This window comes from Yersinia ruckeri ATCC 29473 (assembly GCF_000754815.1).
Taxonomy (GTDB): Bacteria; Pseudomonadota; Gammaproteobacteria; order Enterobacterales; family Enterobacteriaceae; genus Yersinia; species Yersinia ruckeri.
Genome location: NZ_KN150747.1, coordinates 1046013 through 1068830, shown reverse-complemented (window position 1 = coordinate 1068830; position 22818 = coordinate 1046013). Strand labels below are relative to the sequence as shown.

Sequence of the window (22818 nt, the reverse complement as noted above, 5' to 3'; positions counted from 1 at the left end):
GGCAAACAAATTTGCTATAAAGATGGCCTATTTATGCCACGAATTCAGCATATCCCACCGTTAAAACTCCTTAGCAATAGCGAATACTGTTTGCGATCACGTTTCTGCCCATTAGGTGAACGCCGTAGTTCAAATAAAACAAAACAATCGATCACATCAAATTTCTACTACTTATGATTGGGTATACTCATTCCCATACAAAAAGTAAGAAATAGCTATTCTTAATGAGTTCCTACCTTGTGCCGAGTAATTGATTAGCAAGGTAATGATATTAGAAGATGCATTAAGAATAAATATTCACTTTATATAGCCAAAGTCTTTGGTATTGCAGGTAGGCCGCCAGCAAACGAGTCGCGATGAACTTACTCAGTTTATTGATTCGGTTGAGAACGAGCAGCAAGTACCCTGCGGTTTCCAATACATAGGATATAAGATTTTCACTTGAACAATGGAGAAGCGCAGTGCAAACCTTTAACGCCGATCTTGCCATTATCGGGGCCGGGGGCGCTGGTTTACGTGCAGCAATAGCCGCAGCGGAAGCCAACCCTCAGCTGAAGATTGCTCTGATTTCGAAAGTTTACCCGATGCGTAGCCACACCGTGGCTGCCGAAGGGGGATCAGCAGCAGTTACACAGGACCACGATTCTTTTGACTATCATTTTAACGATACGGTTGCCGGTGGTGACTGGCTGTGCGAACAGGATGTCGTTGACCATTTTGTCCACAGTTGCCCAGAAGAGATGGCACAACTGGAAATCTGGGGTTGTCCATGGAGCCGTAAACCCGACGGTTCGGTGAACGTTCGCCGTTTTGGCGGTATGAAAATTGAACGCACATGGTTCGCTGCCGATAAAACCGGTTTCCATATGCTGCACACCTTATTCCAGACCTCTCTGAAATATCCACAAATTCAACGTTTTGACGAACATTTTGTGCTAGATATTCTGGTGGATGATGGTCAAGCGCGTGGCGTTGTTGCTCTGAATATGATGGAAGGCACCAAGATCCAGATTCGCGCCAATGCGGTGATTATGGCGACTGGCGGTGCCGGACGGGTTTATCGCTATAACACCAACGGTGGTATCGTCACCGGCGACGGTATGGGCATGGCGTTCCACCACGGCGTTCCGCTGCGGGATATGGAATTCGTTCAGTACCATCCAACCGGTCTGCCGGGTTCCGGTATCCTGATGACCGAAGGCTGCCGTGGTGAAGGCGGGATTTTGGTAAATAAAGATGGCTATCGCTATCTGCAAGATTACGGCATGGGCCCGGAAACGCCATTGGGCAAACCAGAAAATAAATATATGGAGCTGGGGCCGCGAGATAAAGTTTCTCAGGCTTTCTGGCACGAATGGCGCGCTGGCCGCACGATTGCAACACCACGCGGTGATGTGGTTTATCTGGATTTACGTCATCTGGGTGAGAAAAAGCTACTGGAACGTCTGCCGTTCATTTGCGAACTGGCCAAAGCCTATGTCGGTGTGGATCCCGTGAAAGATCCGATCCCCGTGCGTCCAACCGCGCACTACACCATGGGCGGTATCGAAACCAATCAGCAATGTGAAACCCGAATTAAAGGGCTGTTCGCTGTGGGCGAATGCTCTTCTGTCGGTCTGCACGGTGCCAACCGCTTAGGCTCGAACTCGCTGGCAGAACTGGTGGTATTTGGCCGGGTTGCCGGTGAACAAGCCGCACAGCGTGCCATGGAAAGTGGCACAGCGAACGGCAGTGCGCTGGACGCTCAAACCCGCGACGTAGAAGCTCGCCTTACCAACCTGATGAAACAGGAAGGGACAGAAAACTGGGCGAAAATCCGCGATGAAATGGGTCTGTCGATGGAAGAAGGCTGTGGTATTTACCGTACACCGGAGCTGATGCAAAAAACCGTGGATAAGCTGGCCGAGCTGAAAGAACGCTTTAAACGCGTGAAAATCACCGATAACTCCAGCGTATTTAATACTGACCTGCTGTACACCATCGAATTGGGTTATGGTCTGGATGTGGCTGAATGTATGGCTCACTCCGCGCTTAATCGTAGAGAATCCCGTGGTGCGCATCAACGTCTGGACGAAGGCTGCACCGAGCGTGACGACGTCAACTTCCTGAAACACACCCTGGCCTTCCATACTCCTGGTGGCACACCACGTCTTGAGTACAGCGATGTGAAAATCACCAAACTAGCACCGGCCAAACGAGTCTACGGTGCTGAAGCCACTGCGCAAGATAAGCAAACAGCACAAGATAAAAAGGATAAGGAGCAGGCGAATGGCTGATATGAAAGTCCTGAAAATGGAGGTCATGCGCTACAACCCTGAAAAGGATAGCGAGCCTCACTTCGAAACCTTTGAAGTGCCTTACGATGAGCAAACCTCATTGCTCGATGCCTTAGGTTACATCAAGGACAATCTGGCACCTGACCTGTCTTACCGCTGGTCTTGCCGCATGGCAATCTGCGGTTCTTGCGGCATGATGGTAAACCGGGTACCCAAACTGGCCTGTAAAACCTTCCTGCGGGAATATACTGCGGGCATGAAAGTCGAAGCGTTGGGCAACTTCCCGATTGAGCGCGACCTTGTGGTTGATATGACTCACTTTATTGAGAGTCTGGAAGCAATCAAGCCTTATATCATCGGCAACGAGCGGAATCCCAAAGAGGGTCCAAGCCGCCAGACTCCGGCGCAGATGGCAAAATATCATCAATTCTCCGGCTGTATTAACTGTGGTTTATGCTACGCCGCTTGCCCGCAATTCGGTCTGAACCCTGAGTTCATTGGCCCGGCAGCGATTACGCTGGCGCATCGTTACAATCTGGATACCCGCGATCACGGCAAGAAAGAACGTATGCCACAGCTCAACGGTAACAATGGTGTCTGGAGCTGTACCTTTGTCGGCTATTGCTCTGAAGTTTGTCCTAAGCACGTTGATCCGGCTGCTGCGATTCAACAGGGCAAGGTCGACAGTGCTAAAGACTTCATGATCGCCATGCTGAAGCCACAATAAGGGAGGGGAAACAGTAATGACAACTAAACGTAAACCTTATGTCCGCACCATGGCCCCGAACTGGTGGCAGAAGCTGGGCTTTTACCGCTTCTATATGCTACGTGAAGGCACGTCGGTTCCGGCAGTATGGTTTAGTATCATCCTGATTTACGGCGTTTTTGCGTTGAAAGGTGGCCCGGCAGGCTGGGAAGGTTTTGTCAGCTTCCTGCAAAACCCATTGGTGTTATTGATTAACATCATCACCTTGTTGGCTGCGTTACTTCACACCAAAACCTGGTTTGAACTGGCACCCAAAGCCGCCAATATTGTGGTAAAAGACGAAAAAATGGGGCCAGAGCTGATTATCAAAACGCTTTGGGTGGTGACTATTGTGGCAACTGTGGTCATTTTGGCCGTTGCCTTAATCTAACCCGGAGGAAAACAAGATGAATCAAGTACCTAAGCGCTCCGATGAACCTATCTTCTGGGGCTTGTTTGGTGCTGGCGGCATGTGGGGTGCCATTATTGCGCCCGCCATTATCCTGCTGGTTGCCATTCTGCTGCCTTTAGGCGCGTTCCCCGGTGATGCCTTGAGTTATGAGCGCATTCTGGCTTTCAGTCAGAGCTTTATTGGCCGCATCTTCTTGCTGTTAATGATCATTCTGCCATTGTGGTGTGGCCTGCATCGTATTCATCACGCCATGCATGACCTGAAAATTCATGTGCCTGCTGGTAAATGGGTTTTCTATGGTCTGGCCGCCATCCTCAGCGTAGTGGCTGCTATTGGCGTTCTCACCTTGTAATTCCGTTCTTAACGGCCTGCTCCATGTGGGCCGTATTCCCTTTCTTTATCATTCAATGTTCAATATTTGCATCACTAATAGATGAGAGTTACTTTCAATAAGTCACTTATCACCTACAGGATGTTTAACTATGTCTATGCCATTGTGGTCAAAAATATCGGTACTGATATCAGCCTTACTTTCCGTCGGTTGCAGCGTAACGCCGCCAAAAGATATCAAGGTGGTCGATAACTTCCAATTACCACGTTATCTGGGTACCTGGTATGAAATTGCCAGACTGGATCATTCTTTTGAACAAGGCTTAGAACAGGTCACGGCCAATTACTCGCTCCGTGCAGACGGAGGGATCAGAGTGATTAATCGCGGCTATCATTCACAAAAGCAGCGTTGGCAGGAAAGTGAAGGTAAAGGCTATTTCATTGGCGAACCAAACCACGCTGCGCTAAAAGTTTCCTTTTTCGGCCCATTCTATGGCGGCTACAACATTATTGAGTTAGATGATGACTATGGTTATGCGTTGGTTTGTGGGCCTAATCGTGATTACTTATGGATTCTTTCCCGTACGCCAAGTCTGAGTGCCGAAGTTCAAGAAAAGCTGCGGTTAACCGCCAGAGGCTATGGTTTCCCAGTGGATAAACTTATTTGGGTCAATCAAGAGCCACACTCATTACTACATTGACATCCTCCCCGCCCTGAAGGACGGGGCTTTACTGCACACCGGGTAAGGATCGACAAGGGCCGAAAACTGGTTGGCCCTTTTCTATTTAAATCAGCACGTAACTTAGCTGGCCAATTTCAGCCCGATAATCCCCGCAACTATCATGCCTAAACTCAGCAAACGCGCCGCACTGGCTGACTCGCCAAGTAGCACAATACCTAAGATAGCCGTACCCACCGCACCAATTCCGGTCCAAACAGCATAAGCCGTTCCAGCAGGCAAACTCTTCATCGCATGAGCCAGCAGCAATACGCTTACGACCATAGCCGCAAGGGTAATAATACTGGGTGCCAAACGGGTAAACCCGTGAGTATATTTAAGGCCAACAGCCCAAACAATTTCTAATAATCCGGCAATAACCAGAATAACCCAAGCCATCGTCATCATCCTATTGGATAGGGTCGTCCCCGAATAGCAGCGGTCTGGCCGGGTCGTCCCGGACTGCAAAAGATAACCGTTGATAAGTTAGCATGGCTCTTAATGGCTAGCAATAAGGTGAACATTGAAGAATGTAACCTGCATCTGATAACGAGACTCAGCCGTTAGTTAATATATACAATCACTCAGAAAAGAAATAATAAATTAATTAGCAAACATAAATTACCTAGATAATAAATAAAAAATAAAATCAACGAATGGGTATTTAATTTAACAAATCCACGATTAAGAATAACCTTAATCAGTAAATTAAGAATAATCCCAATATTTAAATATACCATTTCCATTATCTCAGTCACGTTTTACTGATTAATTTTAGATAAACAACCAAAAGCCATTGGTATTATATTCATTATTTAATACCAATTATTTGCGATTTACACATCAAATTCGATCTTATATTTCAATATTTAGCTTATCAGCAATTAATTATCCTAAAGTAGATCAAGTAACGATCGAATATAATGCAAAAAATTGAATCCACAGTATATTAACCCAAGAATTAAGGCGGCAAATTAAACTCATAAATTGACAAATCGTGGGTGTTTCTGCCTATTCGCAATACCTGTAATACATCAATTTTCACAGCATCGATTTTATTTCAAGGATTTGACAATGAAAAAAGTACTATTAACTGTAATGATTGCAGTTTCTTTCTCTGCGGCTATTCAGGCCGCTCCACCAGTATCGGGTTCTCCCGGAACCATTCGCTTTGAAGGCGAAATCGTCACTGGCGCTTGTGGTATTGACTCCGATTCATTGGATCAAAAAGTCGATCTGGGTCAGGTTCCTTCTCATTTATTCACTGCAAAGGGCGACCGATCCACTGCCGCCAAGTTTGATATTGTGCTGACCGACTGTGATACCACCACCTCTAAGAATGCAACCGTCACCTTCACTGGTGCTAGCCACTCTGAAAACGCAGCACTGCTAGGTATTACCGGTGCAGCAACCCATGTTGGTATTCGTCTGCAATCCGGTAGCAATGAATATCTGGCTCTTGGCACCGCAACCAAACCCATCCTGTTAAGTAACGGCGATAACCGCCTACAATTTGCCGCTATGTATGAAGCTACCGATGCCGGAGTAACGGCGGGTGATGCTGATTCTACGGCGCAATTTACGGTTAATTACCTCTAATAAGAATCAACCGCTTTACTATTAAGGGGGGATATATTCCCCCTTATACATACAGGGCAAGATTGTGAAAACTTATAGCATTTATAAGTCGGTATTCTGTTTGGTTTTTTTTGCCTTTAAGGCCAGCGGTGTCGAGTTTAATACCGAGTTCTTAAACATTGGCGTTCAAGATCAGGTAGACCTTTCTCAATTTTCAGCCCCCGATCGGTTGACTCCGGGAAATTATCTCGTCGATGTGGTAGTCAATAATAATGACTATAAGCAACAAGAGATAAACTTTGTTGAACGTGAGAAACAAGCACAACCTTGTCTACCACGAAGTCTGATTAATACTCTTGGTTTAAAATCAGAATATATCTTGGAATTACCCGATCACAGTTGCTTAATGCCAGATGATTTGCCCGGAATTACAGCTCGCTATTATAAAAATAACGGTCAACTTAAAATTACGGTACCACAGTCTCTCCTGCAATATTACGATAAGAATTACACGCCGCCAGAACGATGGGAGCATGGTATTAATGGGCTGATGCTGGATTATCGTATGGTGGTAAATAGCCGTCAAAACAAGCATGAAAGTCAGGTCAATTCCCTTTCCGCTTTCGGCACCACTGGCGCTAATTTCGGTGCCTGGCGTTTACGCAGTGATTACCAGTTTTCAAACTACAGTAATAAAGAAGGCGATCAGTCTTTCGACTTTAATAACACCCATGCCTTCCGCCCACTGCCTTCAATTAAATCTCAGCTCACGCTGGGCCAGACTTATCTTAGCTCGGATATCTTCGATACTCTCAGCTACAACGGCATCAAACTGGCCAGCGATGAACGGATGCTGCCACCCAGCTTGCGTGGCTATGCCCCCCGAATAAACGGGATTGCGAAAACCAATGCCAAAGTGACCGTAAGCCAGCAGGGACGCACCATTTATTTGGCGACCGTGCCACCCGGCCCATTCAGCATTCAGGATTTAAGCAGCGCCGTTCAAGGTGAATTAGTCGTTACGGTGGAAGAAGAAGATGGCTCCAACAGCCAATTTTCGGTGAATACCGCTTCAGTTCCTTTTCTGACCCGGGAAGGGCAAATTCGCTATAACACCGCAATGGGAAAGCCTATTAATGCCAGTAACCATGCACAGAATCCATTCTTCACTATGGCTGAATTGTCTTATGGCCTGACCAGCACTTGGTCAGCCTACGGCGGTACTATCCTGGCCGATCATTATCACTCCATTGCCGCTGGGATCGGTAAGGATCTTTACCAGTTTGGTGCCGTTTCTTTCGACGTCACCCAAGCTAGAGCGATATTGGAGAATGAGCAATTTCTGGGTCACTCCTACCGCTTTAACTACGCTAAGCGTTTCGACAGCCTTGATGCGGATATTCGCTTCTTTGGTTACCGTTTTTCCGACAAGAAATTTATTTCTCTGAACGAATTTACCAATACCAGTAATGGCGTGATTCAGCGAGACAATAAACAGCGTTATTCCGTGGTGACGGCCAAGCAATTCGACCATTTTTCCACTTATCTTTCCTACACGCACGATACTTACTGGAATACCAAAGCCAGTGAACGTTTTGATCTATCTGCCAGCACCTTGTTTGATTTCATTCAGTTCAATAATGTTTCTCTGAATTTGTCCCTATCTTATAACAAAGACCAGGATCGTAACGATCTAGTGAGCTATTTGGGTATCAGCATCCCACTCGAAGGCAAAACCCGCATCAGCTATAACCAACAAACAAGTCGAGATCGTTTGGATCAAACCGTTTCATTTCGGAAAAATCGTGGGAAAGATGACTATTACCAGTTAATCGTCGGCAGACAACAAAACAACGCGTTGCTCAGCGGCTTCTACCAGCATCAGTCTCCCCTCTACCAATTGGGGCTAAGTGGTAGCTACGTATCAGATAGCTACCGTGCGGTTACCGCCAATCTAAGTGGTTCTATGGTCGGCACGCTAAAAGGTTCCGCCTTGCATGCGTCTGGAAGTGCCGGTAATACCCGTTTGCTGGTTGATACTCACGGCGTCCCCAATGTGACATTCAATAACGGAAAAAATTATACCAACGCCTTTGGCTATGCCGTTATCGATGGGCCACCGCCCTATGAAAACTTCGAGGCTCGGGTAGATATGAATAATTTACCCATTGATGCCGAAGCTCACGCACCAATCCGCAGCTTGGTATTAACCGAAGGGGCTATAGGTTATCTGCCCTTTGAAATGAATCAAGGCAGCAAGCTGCTGTTATTGCTCAAAGATTCTCGAGGTAAACCTATACCTTTTGGTGCTGAAGTCACCAGCAACCGGACAGGCAAAGCCAGCGCCATTGTCGGTGAAGACGGCCTAACGTATCTGATTGGCGTGCAACCGGACAGCCAACTCACCGTCCGTTGGGCCACACAAACCTGCACCCTTGCTTTACCACAAGTACTGCCAGAAACCGTTACCACACCTCAATCGGTGATGTGTCGCTGACGCGATCGGCGGAGTTTTTTATTAAAAAATGACGTTTAGGAATTGAATATGAAGAGAAGATTACATCGTGGTTTCACTCGTACACTGATTCTACTGTTGTGCTTGGGATTGAGTTCTGCGCAAGCGGCACTGGTTCTGGATCGCACCCGGGTTATTTACCATCAAGGGATGCAATCCGTCAGCATCACAGTGACCAACAAAAGCACGCTACCATATGTTGCTCAATCCTGGATTGAAGACAGCGCGGGGAAAAAGATCACCGCCCCTTTCCTTGCATTACCGCCGCTACAACGCGTGGAAGCGGGGGATCGCAATATTGTTCGCGTTACCTTACTACCAAATAGTGCACTCCCACAGGATCGAGAATCAGTTTTTTATCTTAATATTCGCGAAATTCCGCCAAAAACAGATAGACCGAATGCCCTGCAAATCGCTTTGCACTCCAAAATAAAACTGTTCTATCGACCAGATAGCGTTATTCCACCCAGAGGGGAAAATAATGCCGCCAAACTAACCATCACCACGCAAGCAACGCAGCTGACCATTAAAAATACGACACCTCTGCATGTCACTTTAGTCGGTATTGCCGTTGGCGAAGGAAAATCCCCGCTGGAATTTGATGCCAAAATGCTGGCTCCGGGAGAGAGTCTGGTTGTTCCCACCCACCGTGTAATCAGTGGCCGTATTTACCTGTCCCATATGAATGATTATGGTGGGCAACAGGATACGGCTTATAACTGCTCCGGTTCGCTATGTTCAAGTCAAGATAAGCAGAGGTCGTAATGTGCCGTCTTATTTCTCTGCTCTGTTTAAGCTGTTTTCTCAGCATTTTTTCGTCCTCAGTCTGGGCATTGGCCTGCGTGCGTACCGATGGCAGTGGTTTGACGCTGACGGAAAGCATTGGCTCAACGGTAAAAGTCCCCACAACCGAACCGAATTACACCGTTATCTGGCGCGGATCGACCCGCAGTATTTCCGCCCGCTGTTACCGCGATAACAATATTCGTGAAATGGAAAACATCTATTTTTACGTCAATCCGAACAATACCAATCCACTTAACTGGGGCATTGAGTTTGGTATGCGTTTCAACGGTGTCGACCAATGGCCACAAGGTGGTGGCAGCGGCGCAGGCATCAATACAGGTAACGTAATACCCGCATGCAAGACGGGGATTCCATTGGATCAATGCCCAGACGTTACCTTTCCTCTTACTTTTCAGCCGATTATCCGTAAACGCGGCCTAGACCCTTTTTCTCCTACGCCGGATAATAACTACACTTTGTATCAACTCGATGGTAAATATGGGTTAAATAATGCTCGGGCAAACTTCACCTATGTTATTACTGATTTAGGCCTGATTACAGCAACCGACTGTACCATTGATATCACGATCACCCCTTCCCCTGGAGTGGTTGATTTCGGCACGATACAAAAGACACCCAGCGGTTTTTCCCCCGCGGTTCCAACACAGTTTTTCTCACTGATTTTGGATAAAAGCGGCTGTAAAACACCCATTAAAATAAATGGTTATATCACCACTCCCCATGCTTACAGCAACTATCTACTACCCACTACTGACAGTGGATTTGGCATAAAACTGACCGATCTGGCAACCCATACCCAGATCCCGCTAGCCAAACCGTTTTTCCTGGCCGATTTCACCGCGCTGGATACCCAACATGAAGTACTGCTAAGTGCTGAGCTTATACCACTCGGAGAGATCAAAATCGGACCTTTTTCCGCCACAGCAACAGTTGAAATTCTCTATCTCTAAGCACGGGGAGTGGAGCGCCTAAACGTCCTTCATACGGATTTGTAGGGAATTAAAATGAAAAAAGTCGTGTTAATTGACCCATGCCGTTTTAGCCGAGTTGGTGTTGAATGGTTAATAAACTCGCGCATGCATTTGGCATCTAAAGTTGCACTGGCGCAAACCAGTAATCTGGTGGTCGCCAATGCACAAATTAAACTGTGGCAACCTCAATTGGTTATCGCCGATCTTTATTCTTACGTCTTTGAAACACATAACCTTAAAATTTTAGAGTCACTTTTGGCTACCTGTATCCCTAGCAAGTTACTGGTTTATTTGCACTCCCCTTCACCTTGGCTCAGCCAATATCTTTTAGATCGCGGAGCATGGAAAGTCATCACCAAAAAACATAACATCAGTCAATTGGAACAATTAGTGAGTGCAGCATTATGTAATCCGATGGGAAGTTATTCTGAACATCCATTACAACCCGCTCCGGCATTATTTAGTGATAGAGAGGAATCGATATTAAATTACTGGCTAGAAGGCTGGATCGATCAAAGAATAGCAAATACATTAGATATTAATATTAAAACAGTTTATACCCACAAGCGTAATATTCGCCTCAAACTAGGTGCGAGTAATCGACTGTCTCTTTATCTGGATCTATCAACTAATCAAGGCGTATAAGTAAAAGCGGCGGCGACAACCTGATACGTTGCCGCTGATCTTTACATATTAGTGGTCTCGGTAGATTGACTCTGTACTACCGGAATCATCAATACAGGCTATATATCTTACTGAATACAAAGAAGACAACCTATTATTATTTGTTAAATCATTTTAACTTAACTGATGAGAAGATTATAAAAAACATGTGATCAATAAAATCCCATCACAAAAAAACAATCACCAGAATTAATTTTCATATGTATATAATTACTTTATGTAATACATTAATCATATTAAGTCGTTGCGAAAATCATAGATGTCAGTGATTATCACATGAATGCGATAAGTTTTTAATCCCCCGCCAACAATATAAGCAGGATATACCATAAAGAAATAATTAGAATATTACACATTAAAAAAGGAGTGAATTATGAAAGGTAACCAACCTATAGCATTCATATTATTTTTTTTATTTATAATATTCAGTCAACTTTCTTCATTTGCCCAAGCCCATGGATATATTCAATATCCAGCGAGTCGATCCTATCTATGTCAATTAGGCAATAATATTCAATGTGGTTTTGTACAATATGAACCGCAAAGTGTGGAGGGTAAAAAGAACTTCCCAGAATATGGTCCCGCTGATGGTGTTATCGCCAGTGCAGGAGTAGGCATGTTTGCACCGTTGGATATTCAAACACCCACCCGTTGGTTTAAGTCAAATATTTACTCCGGCCCCATCACGTTCACTTGGAATATTACGGTAACACATAGCACAACTCGTTGGCGTTATTTTATAACTAAGCAAAATTGGAATAAATCAGCACCACTTTCCCGTGCATCATTTAATTTAACACCATTTTGTCAATATAACGACTATGGCAGTATTCCAGGTAAATCAGTTACTCACCAATGTATATTGCCCAATAATCACACTGGTTACAATATCATCCTTGGCGTGTGGGACATTTCAGATACGAGCAATGCATTCTATCAAGTAATAGATGTTAATATAATTGGTTAATATTCATAACCAACAGAGAAATAAATATATAATGGAAGCCATAGAATACTTCTAAAACTGGGTTAAAAATGGGAAACGTAAAGAGCCCCAATATTCGAATACCACTCAATTATTGGGGTTCTTTATTTATTAACTGCTAGCGTTTATCAGAGCAGTTAATAAATCATTACTATTTCAGGCATTAATTACTTAACACGAGAAACATAATCACCAGAACGAGTGTCAACTTTAATAACTTCACCAACCTGAACGAACAATGGCACTTTAACCACTGCACCGGTGCTCAAGGTTGCAGGCTTGCCGCCAGTACCCGCAGTATCACCTTTCAGGCCTGGGTCAGTATCAGTGATTTCCAGTTCTACAAAGTTTGGTGGAGTAACAACAATCGGCTGACCATTCCACAGGGTAACAATACATTCAGCCTGGTCGATAAGCCATTTGGCATTTTCGCCAACGGCCTTAACGTCTGCCGCCAACTGCTCGAAAGTTTCGTTATTCATGAAATGCCAGAACTCACCGTCGTTGTACAGGTAAGTCAGGTTCATATCCATGACGTCCGCACCTTCCAGAGAGTCAGTAGATTTAAAGGTTTTTTCCAACTGTTTACCCGTCAGCAAGCGACGCATTTTCACGCGCGCAAAAGCCTGGCCTTTACCTGGCTTCACAAACTCACTGGATTCTACGGCGTAAGGTTCGCCTTCGAACATGATTTTAAGACCGGGACGGAAATCGTTGCTAGAATAAGTCGCCATAATGGCCCTCTGAATATTGAAACTGGTGTTAAGCCCAAAAAATGGCAAACATTGTAACCCGAAACATGCCAATTAGAGAAGATTGGTTGCAGCAACTGGCCGATGTAATTACCGATCCTGATGAATTACTCTGTCTTTTAGCGCTAAATGAACATGCCGAACTTCGGCAAGGCACGGCTGCCCGTCGCCTGTTTCCATTGCGTGTGCCCAGAGCTTTTGTTGCACGGATGCGTTCCGGCGATGCAAAAGATCCTCTATTACTGCAAGTGCTCACGGCACGCGAAGAATTTATCGCCGTTCCCGGCTTTACCGATGACCCGCTAGACGAGCAGCGCAGCGTCGTTCCCGGCCTACTGCATAAATACCATAACCGAGCGCTACTGCTGGTCAAAGGCGGCTGCGCGGTGAATTGCCGCTACTGTTTCCGCCGCCATTTCCCGTATCAGGACAACCAAGGTAACAAAGCCAACTGGCAGCAAGCTCTGGATTATATTGCCCAGCACCCAGAACTGGATGAGATCATTTTCTCCGGCGGTGATCCACTGATGGCAAAAGATCACGAACTGGATTGGTTGATCACTCAGCTAGAGAATATCGCACATATCAAGCGCCTGCGTATTCATACGCGCTTGCCCGTCGTTATCCCGGCTCGAATCACTTCAACCCTGTGCCAACGGCTGCTGGATTCTCGCCTGCAAGTGCTACTGGTCACACATATCAACCATCCTAATGAGATCGATCAATCGTTGTGTGACAGTATGGCGCGCCTCAAACAGGCTGGCGTCACGCTACTGAACCAAAGTGTATTACTTCGGGATGTAAATAACGACCCAGATGTACTGGCAGCATTAAGTCATGCGTTGTTTAACGCAGGAATTTTGCCTTATTACATCCACGTGCTGGATAAAGTACAAGGTGCCGCGCATTTTATGGTTGATGACGATGAAGCGCGTCTGCTGATAAAAGGGCTACTGAGCCGAGTCTCGGGTTATCTGGTGCCAAGATTGGCACGGGAAATTGGTGGGGAGCCGAGTAAAACACCGCTGGATTTACGATTGGCACAAGATTAGCCATAAAAATAGGTCAGGAGATACCTTGGCATCTCCTGATTATTGATCTTATTCAGCCAAAAACCTGGCAGGTAAAGATTATGGGCATTTATAAACCTGGCCGACCATCTTGCTGTCTAACGGAGCAAAACTGGACAGGAATGTCTCACTTGGGCTGGTTGCACCGTAAATGACGTTGCCGCCCATCGCTGCCGCTTTGTTACGTAGGTCGTTAGCCGCGCCACGCATAGAGCTGCTCTCGCCACCCTGACCGGATAACCAGTTGCTTTGGCTGCCGCTGACCTCACCCACTAACTGGCATTCACTACCAGGTTTGGTATCAGAGAACTTAACTTGCTCGCCAGCCGCACTTAACTGGGTGGTAGAGCTACAGCCAGCCAGCAACATGGCTGCTGAAAGACCAAGTAATACTTTAATCCGCATTTTTTTCCCCATCAGATATTGAGAATCACGCCAAAGTTTACCAGAAAGCAAAGTCGCCGCTTGGGCATCCGTTGCCACATATATCTGGGCAATAATAGCTTACAGTTTACACGCTAACTCTGCGTGATGGCTAAAAAAATCCCCATAGTCATCACATGACTGCATTAAATCCGCGTTTAAGATTCTTATATAAACAGATTGACGGTGTAACCTGATGCCAGGTTCATACGAACGGATAAATACGTATTTCGCCCATTTGGCTATTGAAGGGGTCAATGACGGGAAGGTGCTGATTATGGCAAGGTTCTGCCGAAATATGGCCAAAACAGGAAAGAAAAAAGCGAGCAGGTTTCCCCACTCGCTTTAGGTTTATAGCTTATTCGCAATCAATGAAGCTATAGGGTGAGGGGCATTACATCATGCCGCCCATACCGCCCATACCACCCATGCCAGCGCCCATATCAGCGCCTTTATCATCACGTGGCAGGTCAGTGATCATGCACTCGGTAGTGATCATCAGGCCAGCAATAGAAGCGGCATATTGCAGAGCTGAACGGGTCACTTTGGTTGGATCCAAAATACCCATTGCGATCATATCGCCGTACTCTTCAGAGTAAGCGTTATAACCGTAGCTGCCTTTACCTGCTTTCACGTTATTAGCGATAACAGAAGCTTCTTCACCAGCGTTAACAACGATCTGACGTAGTGGAGACTCCATTGCGCGCAGCGCAACTTTGATACCCACGTTCTGATCTTCGTTGTCGCCTTTCAGGTCAGCAATAGCATGAGCTGCACGAATCAGTGCAACACCACCACCAGCAACCACGCCTTCTTCCACTGCTGCACGAGTTGCATGCAGAGCATCTTCAACGCGGGCTTTTTTCTCTTTCATTTCAACTTCAGTCGCTGCGCCAACTTTGATTACCGCAACGCCACCAGCCAGTTTAGCGACACGTTCTTGCAGTTTTTCTTTGTCGTAGTCGGAAGTGGCTTCTTCAATCTGAGCACGAATTTGAGCAACACGGCCCTGGATTGAAACTTCATCACCGACACCATCGATGATGATAGTGGTATCTTTGTTGATAACAACGCGTTTTGCCTGACCCAAATCTTCCAGAGTGGTTTTTTCCAGCTCCAGACCGATTTCTTCAGAAATAACAGTACCTGAAGTCAGAGTCGCGATGTCTTGCAACATAGCTTTACGGCGGTCACCGAAGCCAGGTGCTTTAACTGCAGCCACTTTCACGATGCCACGCATGGTGTTAACCACCAATGTTGCCAGCGCTTCGCCTTCAACATCTTCAGCGATGATCAGCAATGGTTTGCCTGCTTTAGCCACGGCTTCCAGTACTGGCAGCATTTCGCGAATGTTGGAGATTTTCTTGTCAGCCAGCAGAATGAATGGGCTTTCCAGCTCAATAGAACCTGTTTCTGGTTTATTGATGAAGTAAGGAGACAGATAGCCGCGATCGAACTGCATACCTTCCACAACGTCCAGCTCGTCTTGCAGGCCTGAGCCTTCTTCAACGGTGATAACGCCTTCTTTGCCTACTTTTTCCATCGCTTCTGCAATCAGTTTACCCACGGTTTCATCGGAGTTTGCAGAAATGGTACCTACCTGAGCGATAGCTTTAGAATCAGAGCAAGGTACAGACAGTTTTTTCAGTTCTTCTACCGCAGCGATAACTGCTTTATCGATACCGCGCTTCAGATCCATCGGGTTCATACCCGCCGCAACAGCTTTCAAGCCTTCAGTAATGATGGATTGAGCCAGTACGGTTGCAGTGGTAGTACCGTCACCCGCAGCGTCGTTCGCTTTAGAGGCAACTTCTTTAACCATCTGCGCACCCATGTTCTCGAACTTATCTTCCAGTTCGATTTCACGTGCCACTGAAACACCGTCTTTGGTGATAGTAGGTGAACCAAATGACTTGTCCAGAACTACGTTGCGGCCTTTCGGACCCAGGGTGACTTTAACTGCATCTGCAAGGATGTTTACGCCGCGAAGCATTTTGATGCGTGCTTCGTTACCGAATTTTACGTCTTTAGCTGCCATTGGTATTTCCCTTAAACTCGTTCAGTTCAGAAGATAGTCAGAGCGCGATTACGCTTCAACAATTGCCAGAATGTCGCTTTCGGACATGATCAACACTTCGTCATTGTCGATCTTCTCTGACTTCACGCCGTAGCCATCGTTGAAAATAACCACGTCACCTACTTTCACATCCAGTGGCTTGATTTCACCGTTATCCAGGATGCGACCATTGCCGACGGCCAGAACTTCACCACGGGTAGATTTACCCGCCGCAGAGCCCGTCAGAACGATGCCGCCAGCAGATTTAGACTCAACTTCTTTGCGTTTGACGATAACGCGATCATGCAATGGACGAATTTTCATTGATAGCTCTCCTTTGAGAAGGTCCGTATCAGATTTAGGATTGATACCGGTCTGCCTTCATAACCAGTACCGTGGCTTTCTAAGTGGGGACGTTTGACCATCCCTTCAAGGGAGCAAACAAAAAAAATTTAATTTTTCTGCCTAAATGAGACAAACTTTAGTCCCAACGCCCTACCCGATCGCCATAACATTCACCATGTTATTTTTTTAAAAGAAACATGGAGTTATAAAATCAGATTTTTCTACTTATCTTTGTCAAAACGATCGTCTCGGGATCGAGCGTCTTCATCATCACGATGCTCAACGTGGAAACGGCCCTCGTCTTTACGTTGGAACTCGCCGTCAAAGGTGTTGCCACCCGCAGTGGGTCCGTTACTGCCCGCACGATAAATGTTTAAATGCGGCATCAGTTTCAGGGTCAGCGATTTTTGAATCGGTGGCAGCAGCAGCAATAAGCCGAGGAAGTCGGTAAAGAAACCTGGAACCAACAGCAGGAAACCCGCCAGCACCAGAGAAACACTTTTTACCATTTCCGCCGCTGGGCTTTCGCCAGCAGCCAGTTTCTGCTGCATCTGCATAAAGGTTTTTATACCTTGATTACGCACCAGAGACACACCGACGCAAGAAGTGAAGATCACCAGCAATAGAGTAACCAATACGCCTAACGCGGCTGCAACCTTGATAAATAGCGATATTTCTATGTAAGCCAATAAAAATATCAACACAAACGGTAACCAACGCACCGTATTCTCCTTATTCAGTTCATGCCGCCCCTGTCAGGGCACCCGTGCCGTATTGGACAGAAACGATGAAAATGGGGCCGCGCCGCCGTGGCGCATTATGCCGACTTGATTAAGATGGTGGTGAACACCACAGTTTTCAAGCCGTCCACACTCTTTTATTAAGGTTTTAACTAACTGTGAGAGGAATCACAGATATCAAATCCTCTTTATTAATTACCACTATATAGTGATCTGCGTTCAAGGCATTTATCTATAAGCAGCATATGATCGTGGCAGCAATAAGTTGAACGGTTAATCCTTCCGCACTTGTTGCCCACGGCGACATAAATTATTCAACAAGCAAATAATTAGACAGCACAATAGAGAAGGTTCTCATGTCAAATAACATTCGTATCGAAGAAGACCTGTTAGGTACACGAGAAGTCCCCGCAGAGGCTTACTACGGTGTCCATACCCTGCGTGCGATTGAAAACTTCTACATCAGTAACAGCAAAATCAGCGACGTGCCTGAATTTGTCCGCGGTATGGTAATGGTGAAAAAAGCCGCTGCCATGGCTAACAAAGAATTACACACCATTCCACACAAAATTGCCGACATTATCATCCGGGCATGTGACGAAGTTCTGGATAAAGGCAAATGCATGGACCAATTCCCGGTTGATGTATTCCAGGGTGGTGCAGGTACTTCATTAAATATGAATACTAACGAAGTTCTGGCCAACATTGGACTGGAACTGATGGGGCATCAAAAGGGTGAATATCAATATCTGAACCCAAATGATCATTTGAACAAATGCCAGTCCACCAACGATGCCTACCCGACGGGTTTCCGCATCGCGGTTTATGCATCCATCATGAAACTGATCGATGCCATCAACGAGTTGGGTCAGGGGTTCGGCAAAAAATCCAAAGAATTCGAAACCATTCTGAAAATGGGTCGTACCCAGTTGCAGGATGCCGTGCCAATGACACTGGGCCAGGAATTCCGCGCATTCCAAGTATTGCTGAATGAAGAAACCAAAAACCTGCAACGCACCGCAGAACTGCTGCTGGAAGTGAACCTTGGTGCCACCGCTATCGGTACTGCACTGAACACTCCAGAAGGTTATTCCGAGCTGGCAGTGAAAAAACTGGCTGAAATCAGTGGGCTGCCGGTGGTACCTGCTGAAGATTTGATCGAAGCGACCTCTGATTGCGGCGCTTACGTTATGGTGCACAGTGCGCTGAAACGTCTGGCAGTCAAAATGTCAAAAATCTGCAACGACTTACGCTTGCTGTCATCCGGCCCGCGCACGGGTCTGAACGAAATCAACCTGCCAGAATTGCAAGCGGGTTCTTCTATCATGCCAGCCAAAGTGAACCCAGTGATTCCAGAAGTGGTCAATCAGGTTTGCTTTAAAGTGATCGGAAACGACACTTGCGTTACTATGGCAGCCGAAGCCGGTCAGCTCCAACTGAACGTAATGGAACCTGTTATTGGTCAAGCGATGTTTGAATCTATTCATATTCTGACTAACGCTTGCTATAACCTGCTGGAAAAATGCATTAACGGTATTACCGCAAACAAAGAAGTTTGCGAAAGCTATGTGTTCAATTCTATCGGTATTGTGACTTATCTGAACCCATTCATTGGCCACCATAATGGTGACATCGTTGGGAAGATTTGTGCTGAAACCGGTAAAAATGTGCGGGAAGTGGTTCTTGAACGCGGCCTGCTAACTGAAGCCGAGCTGGATGATATCTTCTCTGTTGAGAACCTGATGCACCCAGCCTATAAAGCAAAACGCTATACTGATGAAAATGAACAATAAAATAACCATCCGGTAGCCCTTAAAGGCACGCTAATTCCTCTGGACAGCGTGCCTTTTTACTTTCTGGCAAACACAATTTTTTTAACTTTTGATTTTCATTTCATTCAAGGAGTAAACACTATGATAGCCGTAGAATTGGTCATTGTTCTGCTGGCCATTTTTTTAGGGGCCAGGCTGGGCGGTATCGGAATAGGTTTTGCAGGGGGTATCGGTGTTTTGGTTTTAGCCATTATTGGCGTTAAACCCGGCAGCATTCCCTTCGACGTTATCTCAATCATTATGGCCGTCATTGCTGCCATCTCTGCAATGCAGGTCGCGGGCGGGATGGACTATCTGGTACAGCAAACTGAAAAATTGCTGCGCAAGAATCCAAAACACATCACCATTTTGGCTCCGCTGGTTACCTATTTCCTGACTATTTTTGCCGGTACAGGTAATATTTCACTGTCAGCACTGCCAGTAATTGCTGAAGTCGCGAAAGAACAAGGCATCAAGCCTTGTCGCCCGCTATCAACCGCAGTGGTTTCAGCGCAAATCGCCATTACTGCCTCGCCGATCTCTGCGGCAGTGGTGTACATGTCCTCCGTCATGGAAGGTCACGGCGTTAGCTATCTGCATTTGCTGATGATTGTGATTCCATCAACCCTGTGCGCCGTGTTTGTTATGTCGCTGCTGGTGTCTTGGTGCTTTAACTCCAAACTGTCCGATGACCCAATCTATCTGAAACGTCTGGAAGAAGGTTTGGTGACACTGCGTGGCGATCAAGTCAAAGTGATCAAACCGCGGGCAAAAACTTCGGTGCTACTGTTCTTGGTCGGCGTGCTGTGCGTAGTGGCTTATGCCATTATCAACAGTCCAAGCGTCGGTCTGGTTGCAACACCACTGATGAATACCACCAACGCAATTCTGATCATCATGCTGAGCGTTGCAACACTGACTACGCTAATTTGTTCCGTGGATACCGACTCCATCCTCAACTCCAGTACCTTTAAAGCGGGCATGAGCGCTTGTATTTGTATTCTGGGTGTAGCATGGCTGGGCGATACCTTCGTGCAACACAATTTGGTGTGGATAAAAGAAACCGCAGGTGGCCTGATTCAGGCTCACTCATGGTTGCTGGCAGTGATTTTCTTCTTCTGCTCTGCACTGCTGTATTCTCAGGCAGCAACCGCCAAGGCACTGATGCCGATGGCAATGGCCTTAAACGTCACACCATTGGCGGCTATCGCATCCTTTGCAGCAGTTTCTGGTCTGTTTATCTTGCCAACCTACCCAACACTGGTTGCGGCGGTACAGATGGACGATACAGGTACCACACGAATCGGTCGTTTTGTGTTTAACCATCCGTTCTTTATTCCCGGCACCATCGGGGTCGCTCTGGCCGTCGTATTCGGCTTTGTCATGGGCGGTTTGGTTCTCTAACATTTTCCAGGGGCGCACACTGCGCCCCTTCAATTATCCCCCATTGTTCTGCCTATTAAATCGCCTCGTTGTATAAATCATCTTCTGACCAACCACCCATTCGGGGTATAGTGCATCACTATCAGCTTTTCCTAACGAGGTAAAAATGCCTGATTCTGATGTCATCGTGGTGCTCTGTACTGCGCCGGACGAAGCCAGTGCCCAAGATCTGGCCACTCGAGTTCTTGGCGAAAAACTGGCTGCCTGCGTCACTCTGTTACCCGGTGCCACTTCTCTTTATTATTGGGAAGGACGGCTCGAGCAAGAGTATGAAGTGCAAATGCTATTCAAAAGCAATAGCACCCATCAGCAGGCATTACTCACCTATATTAAACAACATCACCCTTACCAAACGCCAGAGTTGCTGGTATTGCCGGTCAAGGATGGAGATAAAGATTACCTGTCATGGCTCAACGCGTCTTTACACTGATACTGCTGCTATGCAGCGCTCTACTGGCACCACAAAGTGTGCAAGCCTCTCTTTTTGGCCAGCAAAGTAGCCAAAGCAGATTCTTACCGGTCGATCAGGCTTTTGCCTTTGATTTCAGGCAACAAGGTGACCAACTCAATCTAAGCTGGCAGATTCATCCCGGCTATTACCTTTATCGTCAGCAAATAAAAATAGTGCCACAACAGGCCACCCTCGGAGCAATCAACATCCCCGAAGGCGTTGCTCATCAAGATGAATTCTATGGCGAAGTCGCCATCTTTAAACACAGGTTGACGCTACAAGTTCCCATTACACAAGCAGGGAAAGATGCCAACGTCAGCGTGACTTACCAAGGTTGTGCCGATGCGGGTTTCTGCTACCCGCCGGAAACCCGCATTGTCCCGCTAAGTGCGATTGTCGCCAGCCAAGTAGTGGTACCGATAACACCACCAGCCCAGCCCAAATCTACGCAGCCAGAGCCAGCCTCGTTGCCATTTTCCCCGCTTTGGGCGCTACTGATTGGTATAGGTATCGCCTTTACACCCTGTGTTTTACCGATGTATCCGCTGATTTCAGCCATCATTCTCGGGCGGGAAAAACCTCATAGCCAGCGGCGTATTTTTGTTTTAGCCGTGGTTTACGTACAAGGCATGGCATTAACCTATACCTTACTAGGATTAGTCGTCGCCGCCGCTGGATTACAGTTTCAGGCCGCACTACAACACCCATACGTACTGATCGGTTTATCCGCATTATTTGTGCTGCTTGCATTGTCGATGTTCGGCCTATACTCCCTACAATTACCCTCTTCCTTGCAAACCCGCTTGGTACAGTGGAGTAATCATCAGCGCGGAGGTTCCCTCGCGGGAGTGTTCGCGATGGGTGCACTGGCTGGGCTGATTTGTTCTCCCTGCACTACTGCGCCGCTCAGTGCCATTCTGCTATATATCGCCCAAAGCGGTAACATGCTGGCTGGTGGTGGTACCCTGTATTTATACGCGCTGGGGATGGGTATTCCGCTGGTCGCGGTAACAATGTTTGGTAACCGCTTACTGCCACGCAGTGGACCGTGGATGCAATACGTTAAAGAAGCCTTCGGGTTTGTGATTCTGGCACTGCCGGTATTCCTATTGGAACGTATTATTGGTGACCTGTGGGGCATGCGACTGTGGAGTCTATTGGCGGTTGCGTTCTTCGGTTGGGCCTTTATTGTCAGCCTAAAAGCCCATCAAGGCTGGATCAGAGTACTGCAAATAACCCTGCTAGCCGGGTTATTGATCGCCGCCCGACCATTACAAGATTGGGTATTCGGCCATCACACCGCACAGCCAAGCGAAATCAATCACCTCAATTTCCAGCGGGTCAGTAATCTGCCGGAGCTTCAGGATGCATTGGCGAAAGCCCAAGGCAAACCGGTCATGTTGGACTTGTACGCCGATTGGTGTATCGCCTGTAAAGAGTTCGAAAAATACACTTTCAGTGATAAACGGGTACAAGCACAACTCGCCAATACCCTGTTACTACAGGCTGATGTGACTGCCAATAACGACGAACAGGCCGCCATGCTGAAAGCGCTCAATGTATTAGGATTACCCACTATTCTGTTTTTCGATGCACTGGGAAATGAAGTGACGCCTGCGCGCGTAACCGGCTTTATGGATGCCAATGCGTTTTTACAGCATTTGCAGAATAGTCATCGGTAATCCACACTGGCAAAACACCGATG

At 46.7% G+C, this 22818-nt stretch carries 22 protein-coding genes; 16 read left to right on the top strand and 6 right to left on the bottom strand.

The window, feature by feature from the left end; all coding sequences use genetic code 11:
* The first annotated feature begins 461 nt into the window (after window positions 1–461).
* The 5 genes from frdA (at window position 462) to blc (ending at window position 4464) form a co-directional block, all read left to right on the top strand.
* Complete coding sequence (gene frdA, locus DJ39_RS04720; protein ID WP_004722465.1) at window positions 462–2276, top strand: fumarate reductase (quinol) flavoprotein subunit; 1815 nt, start codon at window positions 462–464, stop codon at window positions 2274–2276.
* On the top strand, window positions 2269–3003 hold the full coding sequence (locus DJ39_RS04715) for a succinate dehydrogenase/fumarate reductase iron-sulfur subunit (RefSeq protein WP_038241882.1): 735 nt from the start codon (window positions 2269–2271) through the stop codon (window positions 3001–3003). Before frdA ends, DJ39_RS04715 begins: the two co-directional genes overlap by 8 nt.
* A 16-nt stretch (window positions 3004–3019) precedes the next feature.
* Entirely contained in the window at window positions 3020–3412 is a 393-nt protein-coding gene (gene frdC, locus DJ39_RS04710) for a fumarate reductase subunit FrdC (protein WP_004722460.1), read from the top strand.
* Between the two features lie 16 nt (window positions 3413–3428).
* Window positions 3429–3785, top strand: coding sequence for a fumarate reductase subunit FrdD (frdD, locus tag DJ39_RS04705; RefSeq protein ID WP_004722457.1), 357 nt, complete (start codon window positions 3429–3431; stop codon window positions 3783–3785).
* A 136-nt stretch (window positions 3786–3921) separates the two neighbouring features.
* On the top strand, window positions 3922–4464 hold the full coding sequence (blc, locus tag DJ39_RS04700; protein WP_038241958.1) for an outer membrane lipoprotein Blc: 543 nt from the start codon (window positions 3922–3924) through the stop codon (window positions 4462–4464).
* A 102-nt stretch (window positions 4465–4566) separates the two neighbouring features.
* Here the strand turns inward: blc and sugE are convergent, their stop codons facing one another.
* Window positions 4567–4881 carry a quaternary ammonium compound efflux SMR transporter SugE gene (gene sugE, locus DJ39_RS04695; RefSeq protein WP_038241885.1) on the bottom strand — a complete coding sequence of 105 codons (315 nt, stop codon included), beginning with the start codon at window positions 4879–4881 and terminating at the stop codon, window positions 4567–4569.
* A 675-nt stretch (window positions 4882–5556) separates the two neighbouring features.
* Between sugE and DJ39_RS04690 the strand changes: the two genes are divergently transcribed.
* From DJ39_RS04690 to DJ39_RS04665, 6 genes are all read left to right on the top strand, one after another.
* Window positions 5557–6081 carry a fimbrial protein gene (locus DJ39_RS04690; protein ID WP_004722450.1) on the top strand — a complete coding sequence of 175 codons (525 nt, stop codon included), beginning with the start codon at window positions 5557–5559 and terminating at the stop codon, window positions 6079–6081.
* Between the two features lie 64 nt (window positions 6082–6145).
* Complete coding sequence (locus DJ39_RS04685; protein WP_004722447.1) at window positions 6146–8557, top strand: fimbria/pilus outer membrane usher protein; 2412 nt, start codon at window positions 6146–6148, stop codon at window positions 8555–8557.
* A gap of 48 nt (window positions 8558–8605) precedes the next feature.
* Entirely contained in the window at window positions 8606–9340 is a 735-nt protein-coding gene (locus tag DJ39_RS04680; RefSeq protein ID WP_004722446.1) for a fimbrial biogenesis chaperone, read from the top strand.
* Window positions 9340–10332, top strand: a complete 993-nt coding sequence (locus tag DJ39_RS04675) for a fimbrial protein (RefSeq protein ID WP_069971722.1) — start codon at window positions 9340–9342, stop codon at window positions 10330–10332. The genes DJ39_RS04680 and DJ39_RS04675 overlap by 1 nt, the downstream gene beginning before the upstream one ends.
* Before the next feature lie 54 nt (window positions 10333–10386).
* On the top strand, window positions 10387–10998 hold the full coding sequence (locus DJ39_RS04670) for a LuxR C-terminal-related transcriptional regulator (protein ID WP_038241888.1): 612 nt from the start codon (window positions 10387–10389) through the stop codon (window positions 10996–10998).
* Between the two features lie 412 nt (window positions 10999–11410).
* The gene (locus tag DJ39_RS04665) at window positions 11411–12004 is read left to right on the top strand and encodes a lytic polysaccharide monooxygenase (RefSeq protein ID WP_004722440.1); all 594 of its coding nucleotides are present in this window, start codon (window positions 11411–11413) and stop codon (window positions 12002–12004) included.
* Window positions 12005–12189: 185 nt separating this feature from the next.
* On the opposite strand, the gene efp is transcribed toward DJ39_RS04665, so the two are convergent.
* Window positions 12190–12756 (bottom strand): elongation factor P, encoded by a 567-nt coding sequence (efp, locus tag DJ39_RS04660; protein ID WP_004722438.1) that lies wholly within the window; start codon window positions 12754–12756, stop codon window positions 12190–12192.
* A 41-nt stretch (window positions 12757–12797) separates the two neighbouring features.
* Between efp and epmB the strand changes: the two genes are divergently transcribed.
* Window positions 12798–13826 carry an EF-P beta-lysylation protein EpmB gene (gene epmB, locus DJ39_RS04655; RefSeq protein ID WP_038251192.1) on the top strand — a complete coding sequence of 343 codons (1029 nt, stop codon included), beginning with the start codon at window positions 12798–12800 and terminating at the stop codon, window positions 13824–13826.
* A 78-nt stretch (window positions 13827–13904) separates the two neighbouring features.
* Here the strand turns inward: epmB and DJ39_RS04650 are convergent, their stop codons facing one another.
* The 4 genes from DJ39_RS04650 to DJ39_RS04635 all read right to left on the bottom strand — a co-directional run bounded on the left by DJ39_RS04650 (window position 13905) and on the right by DJ39_RS04635 (window position 17390).
* Entirely contained in the window at window positions 13905–14249 is a 345-nt protein-coding gene (locus DJ39_RS04650; RefSeq protein ID WP_087931127.1) for a DUF4156 domain-containing protein, read from the bottom strand.
* 412 nt (window positions 14250–14661) lie between these two features.
* A complete protein-coding gene (gene groL, locus DJ39_RS04645; protein WP_004722433.1) occupies window positions 14662–16305 on the bottom strand; it encodes a chaperonin GroEL in 1644 nt (547 codons plus the stop codon).
* Between the two features lie 48 nt (window positions 16306–16353).
* The gene (locus tag DJ39_RS04640; protein WP_004722430.1) at window positions 16354–16647 is read right to left on the bottom strand and encodes a co-chaperone GroES; all 294 of its coding nucleotides are present in this window, start codon (window positions 16645–16647) and stop codon (window positions 16354–16356) included.
* A gap of 242 nt (window positions 16648–16889) precedes the next feature.
* Window positions 16890–17390: an FxsA family protein gene (locus DJ39_RS04635; RefSeq protein WP_004722428.1), complete on the bottom strand. Its 501-nt coding sequence runs from the start codon at window positions 17388–17390 to the stop codon at window positions 16890–16892.
* Window positions 17391–17764: 374 nt separating this feature from the next.
* On the opposite strand from DJ39_RS04635, the gene aspA reads away from it, so the two are divergent.
* The 4 genes from aspA (at window position 17765) to DJ39_RS04615 (ending at window position 22795) form a co-directional block, all read left to right on the top strand.
* The gene (gene aspA / locus DJ39_RS04630) at window positions 17765–19201 is read left to right on the top strand and encodes an aspartate ammonia-lyase (protein WP_004722426.1); all 1437 of its coding nucleotides are present in this window, start codon (window positions 17765–17767) and stop codon (window positions 19199–19201) included.
* Between the two features lie 120 nt (window positions 19202–19321).
* Window positions 19322–20623, top strand: coding sequence for an anaerobic C4-dicarboxylate transporter (locus DJ39_RS04625; protein WP_038241895.1), 1302 nt, complete (start codon window positions 19322–19324; stop codon window positions 20621–20623).
* A 145-nt stretch (window positions 20624–20768) separates the two neighbouring features.
* Window positions 20769–21092 carry a divalent cation tolerance protein CutA gene (gene cutA / locus DJ39_RS04620; RefSeq protein WP_004722422.1) on the top strand — a complete coding sequence of 108 codons (324 nt, stop codon included), beginning with the start codon at window positions 20769–20771 and terminating at the stop codon, window positions 21090–21092.
* Window positions 21068–22795: a protein-disulfide reductase DsbD gene (locus DJ39_RS04615; protein WP_038251190.1), complete on the top strand. Its 1728-nt coding sequence runs from the start codon at window positions 21068–21070 to the stop codon at window positions 22793–22795. Before cutA ends, DJ39_RS04615 begins: the two co-directional genes overlap by 25 nt.
* The last annotated feature ends 23 nt before the right edge of the window (window positions 22796–22818 follow it).

Excerpts from the sequence above, each read along its gene's own strand:
- groL (WP_004722433.1), bottom strand. The coding sequence starts at position 16,305 with ATGGCAGCTAAAGACGTAAAATTCGGTAACGAAGCACGCATCAAAATG.
- frdD (WP_004722457.1), top strand. The coding sequence starts at position 3,429 with ATGAATCAAGTACCTAAGCGCTCCGATGAACCTATCTTCTGGGGCTTG.
- DJ39_RS04650 (WP_087931127.1), bottom strand. The coding sequence starts at position 14,249 with ATGCGGATTAAAGTATTACTTGGTCTTTCAGCAGCCATGTTGCTGGCT.
- DJ39_RS04615 (WP_038251190.1), top strand. The coding sequence starts at position 21,068 with ATGGCTCAACGCGTCTTTACACTGATACTGCTGCTATGCAGCGCTCTA.
- DJ39_RS04690 (WP_004722450.1), top strand. The coding sequence starts at position 5,557 with ATGAAAAAAGTACTATTAACTGTAATGATTGCAGTTTCTTTCTCTGCG.
- DJ39_RS04670 (WP_038241888.1), top strand. The coding sequence starts at position 10,387 with ATGAAAAAAGTCGTGTTAATTGACCCATGCCGTTTTAGCCGAGTTGGT.
- blc (WP_038241958.1), top strand. The coding sequence starts at position 3,922 with ATGCCATTGTGGTCAAAAATATCGGTACTGATATCAGCCTTACTTTCC.
- sugE (WP_038241885.1), bottom strand. The coding sequence starts at position 4,881 with ATGGCTTGGGTTATTCTGGTTATTGCCGGATTATTAGAAATTGTTTGG.
- epmB (WP_038251192.1), top strand. The coding sequence starts at position 12,798 with ATGGCAAACATTGTAACCCGAAACATGCCAATTAGAGAAGATTGGTTG.
- DJ39_RS04675 (WP_069971722.1), top strand. The coding sequence starts at position 9,340 with ATGTGCCGTCTTATTTCTCTGCTCTGTTTAAGCTGTTTTCTCAGCATT.
- frdC (WP_004722460.1), top strand. The coding sequence starts at position 3,020 with ATGACAACTAAACGTAAACCTTATGTCCGCACCATGGCCCCGAACTGG.
- DJ39_RS04625 (WP_038241895.1), top strand. The coding sequence starts at position 19,322 with ATGATAGCCGTAGAATTGGTCATTGTTCTGCTGGCCATTTTTTTAGGG.
- DJ39_RS04715 (WP_038241882.1), top strand. The coding sequence starts at position 2,269 with ATGGCTGATATGAAAGTCCTGAAAATGGAGGTCATGCGCTACAACCCT.
- aspA (WP_004722426.1), top strand. The coding sequence starts at position 17,765 with ATGTCAAATAACATTCGTATCGAAGAAGACCTGTTAGGTACACGAGAA.
- DJ39_RS04640 (WP_004722430.1), bottom strand. The coding sequence starts at position 16,647 with ATGAAAATTCGTCCATTGCATGATCGCGTTATCGTCAAACGCAAAGAA.
- DJ39_RS04680 (WP_004722446.1), top strand. The coding sequence starts at position 8,606 with ATGAAGAGAAGATTACATCGTGGTTTCACTCGTACACTGATTCTACTG.
- DJ39_RS04665 (WP_004722440.1), top strand. The coding sequence starts at position 11,411 with ATGAAAGGTAACCAACCTATAGCATTCATATTATTTTTTTTATTTATA.
- efp (WP_004722438.1), bottom strand. The coding sequence starts at position 12,756 with ATGGCGACTTATTCTAGCAACGATTTCCGTCCCGGTCTTAAAATCATG.
- cutA (WP_004722422.1), top strand. The coding sequence starts at position 20,769 with ATGCCTGATTCTGATGTCATCGTGGTGCTCTGTACTGCGCCGGACGAA.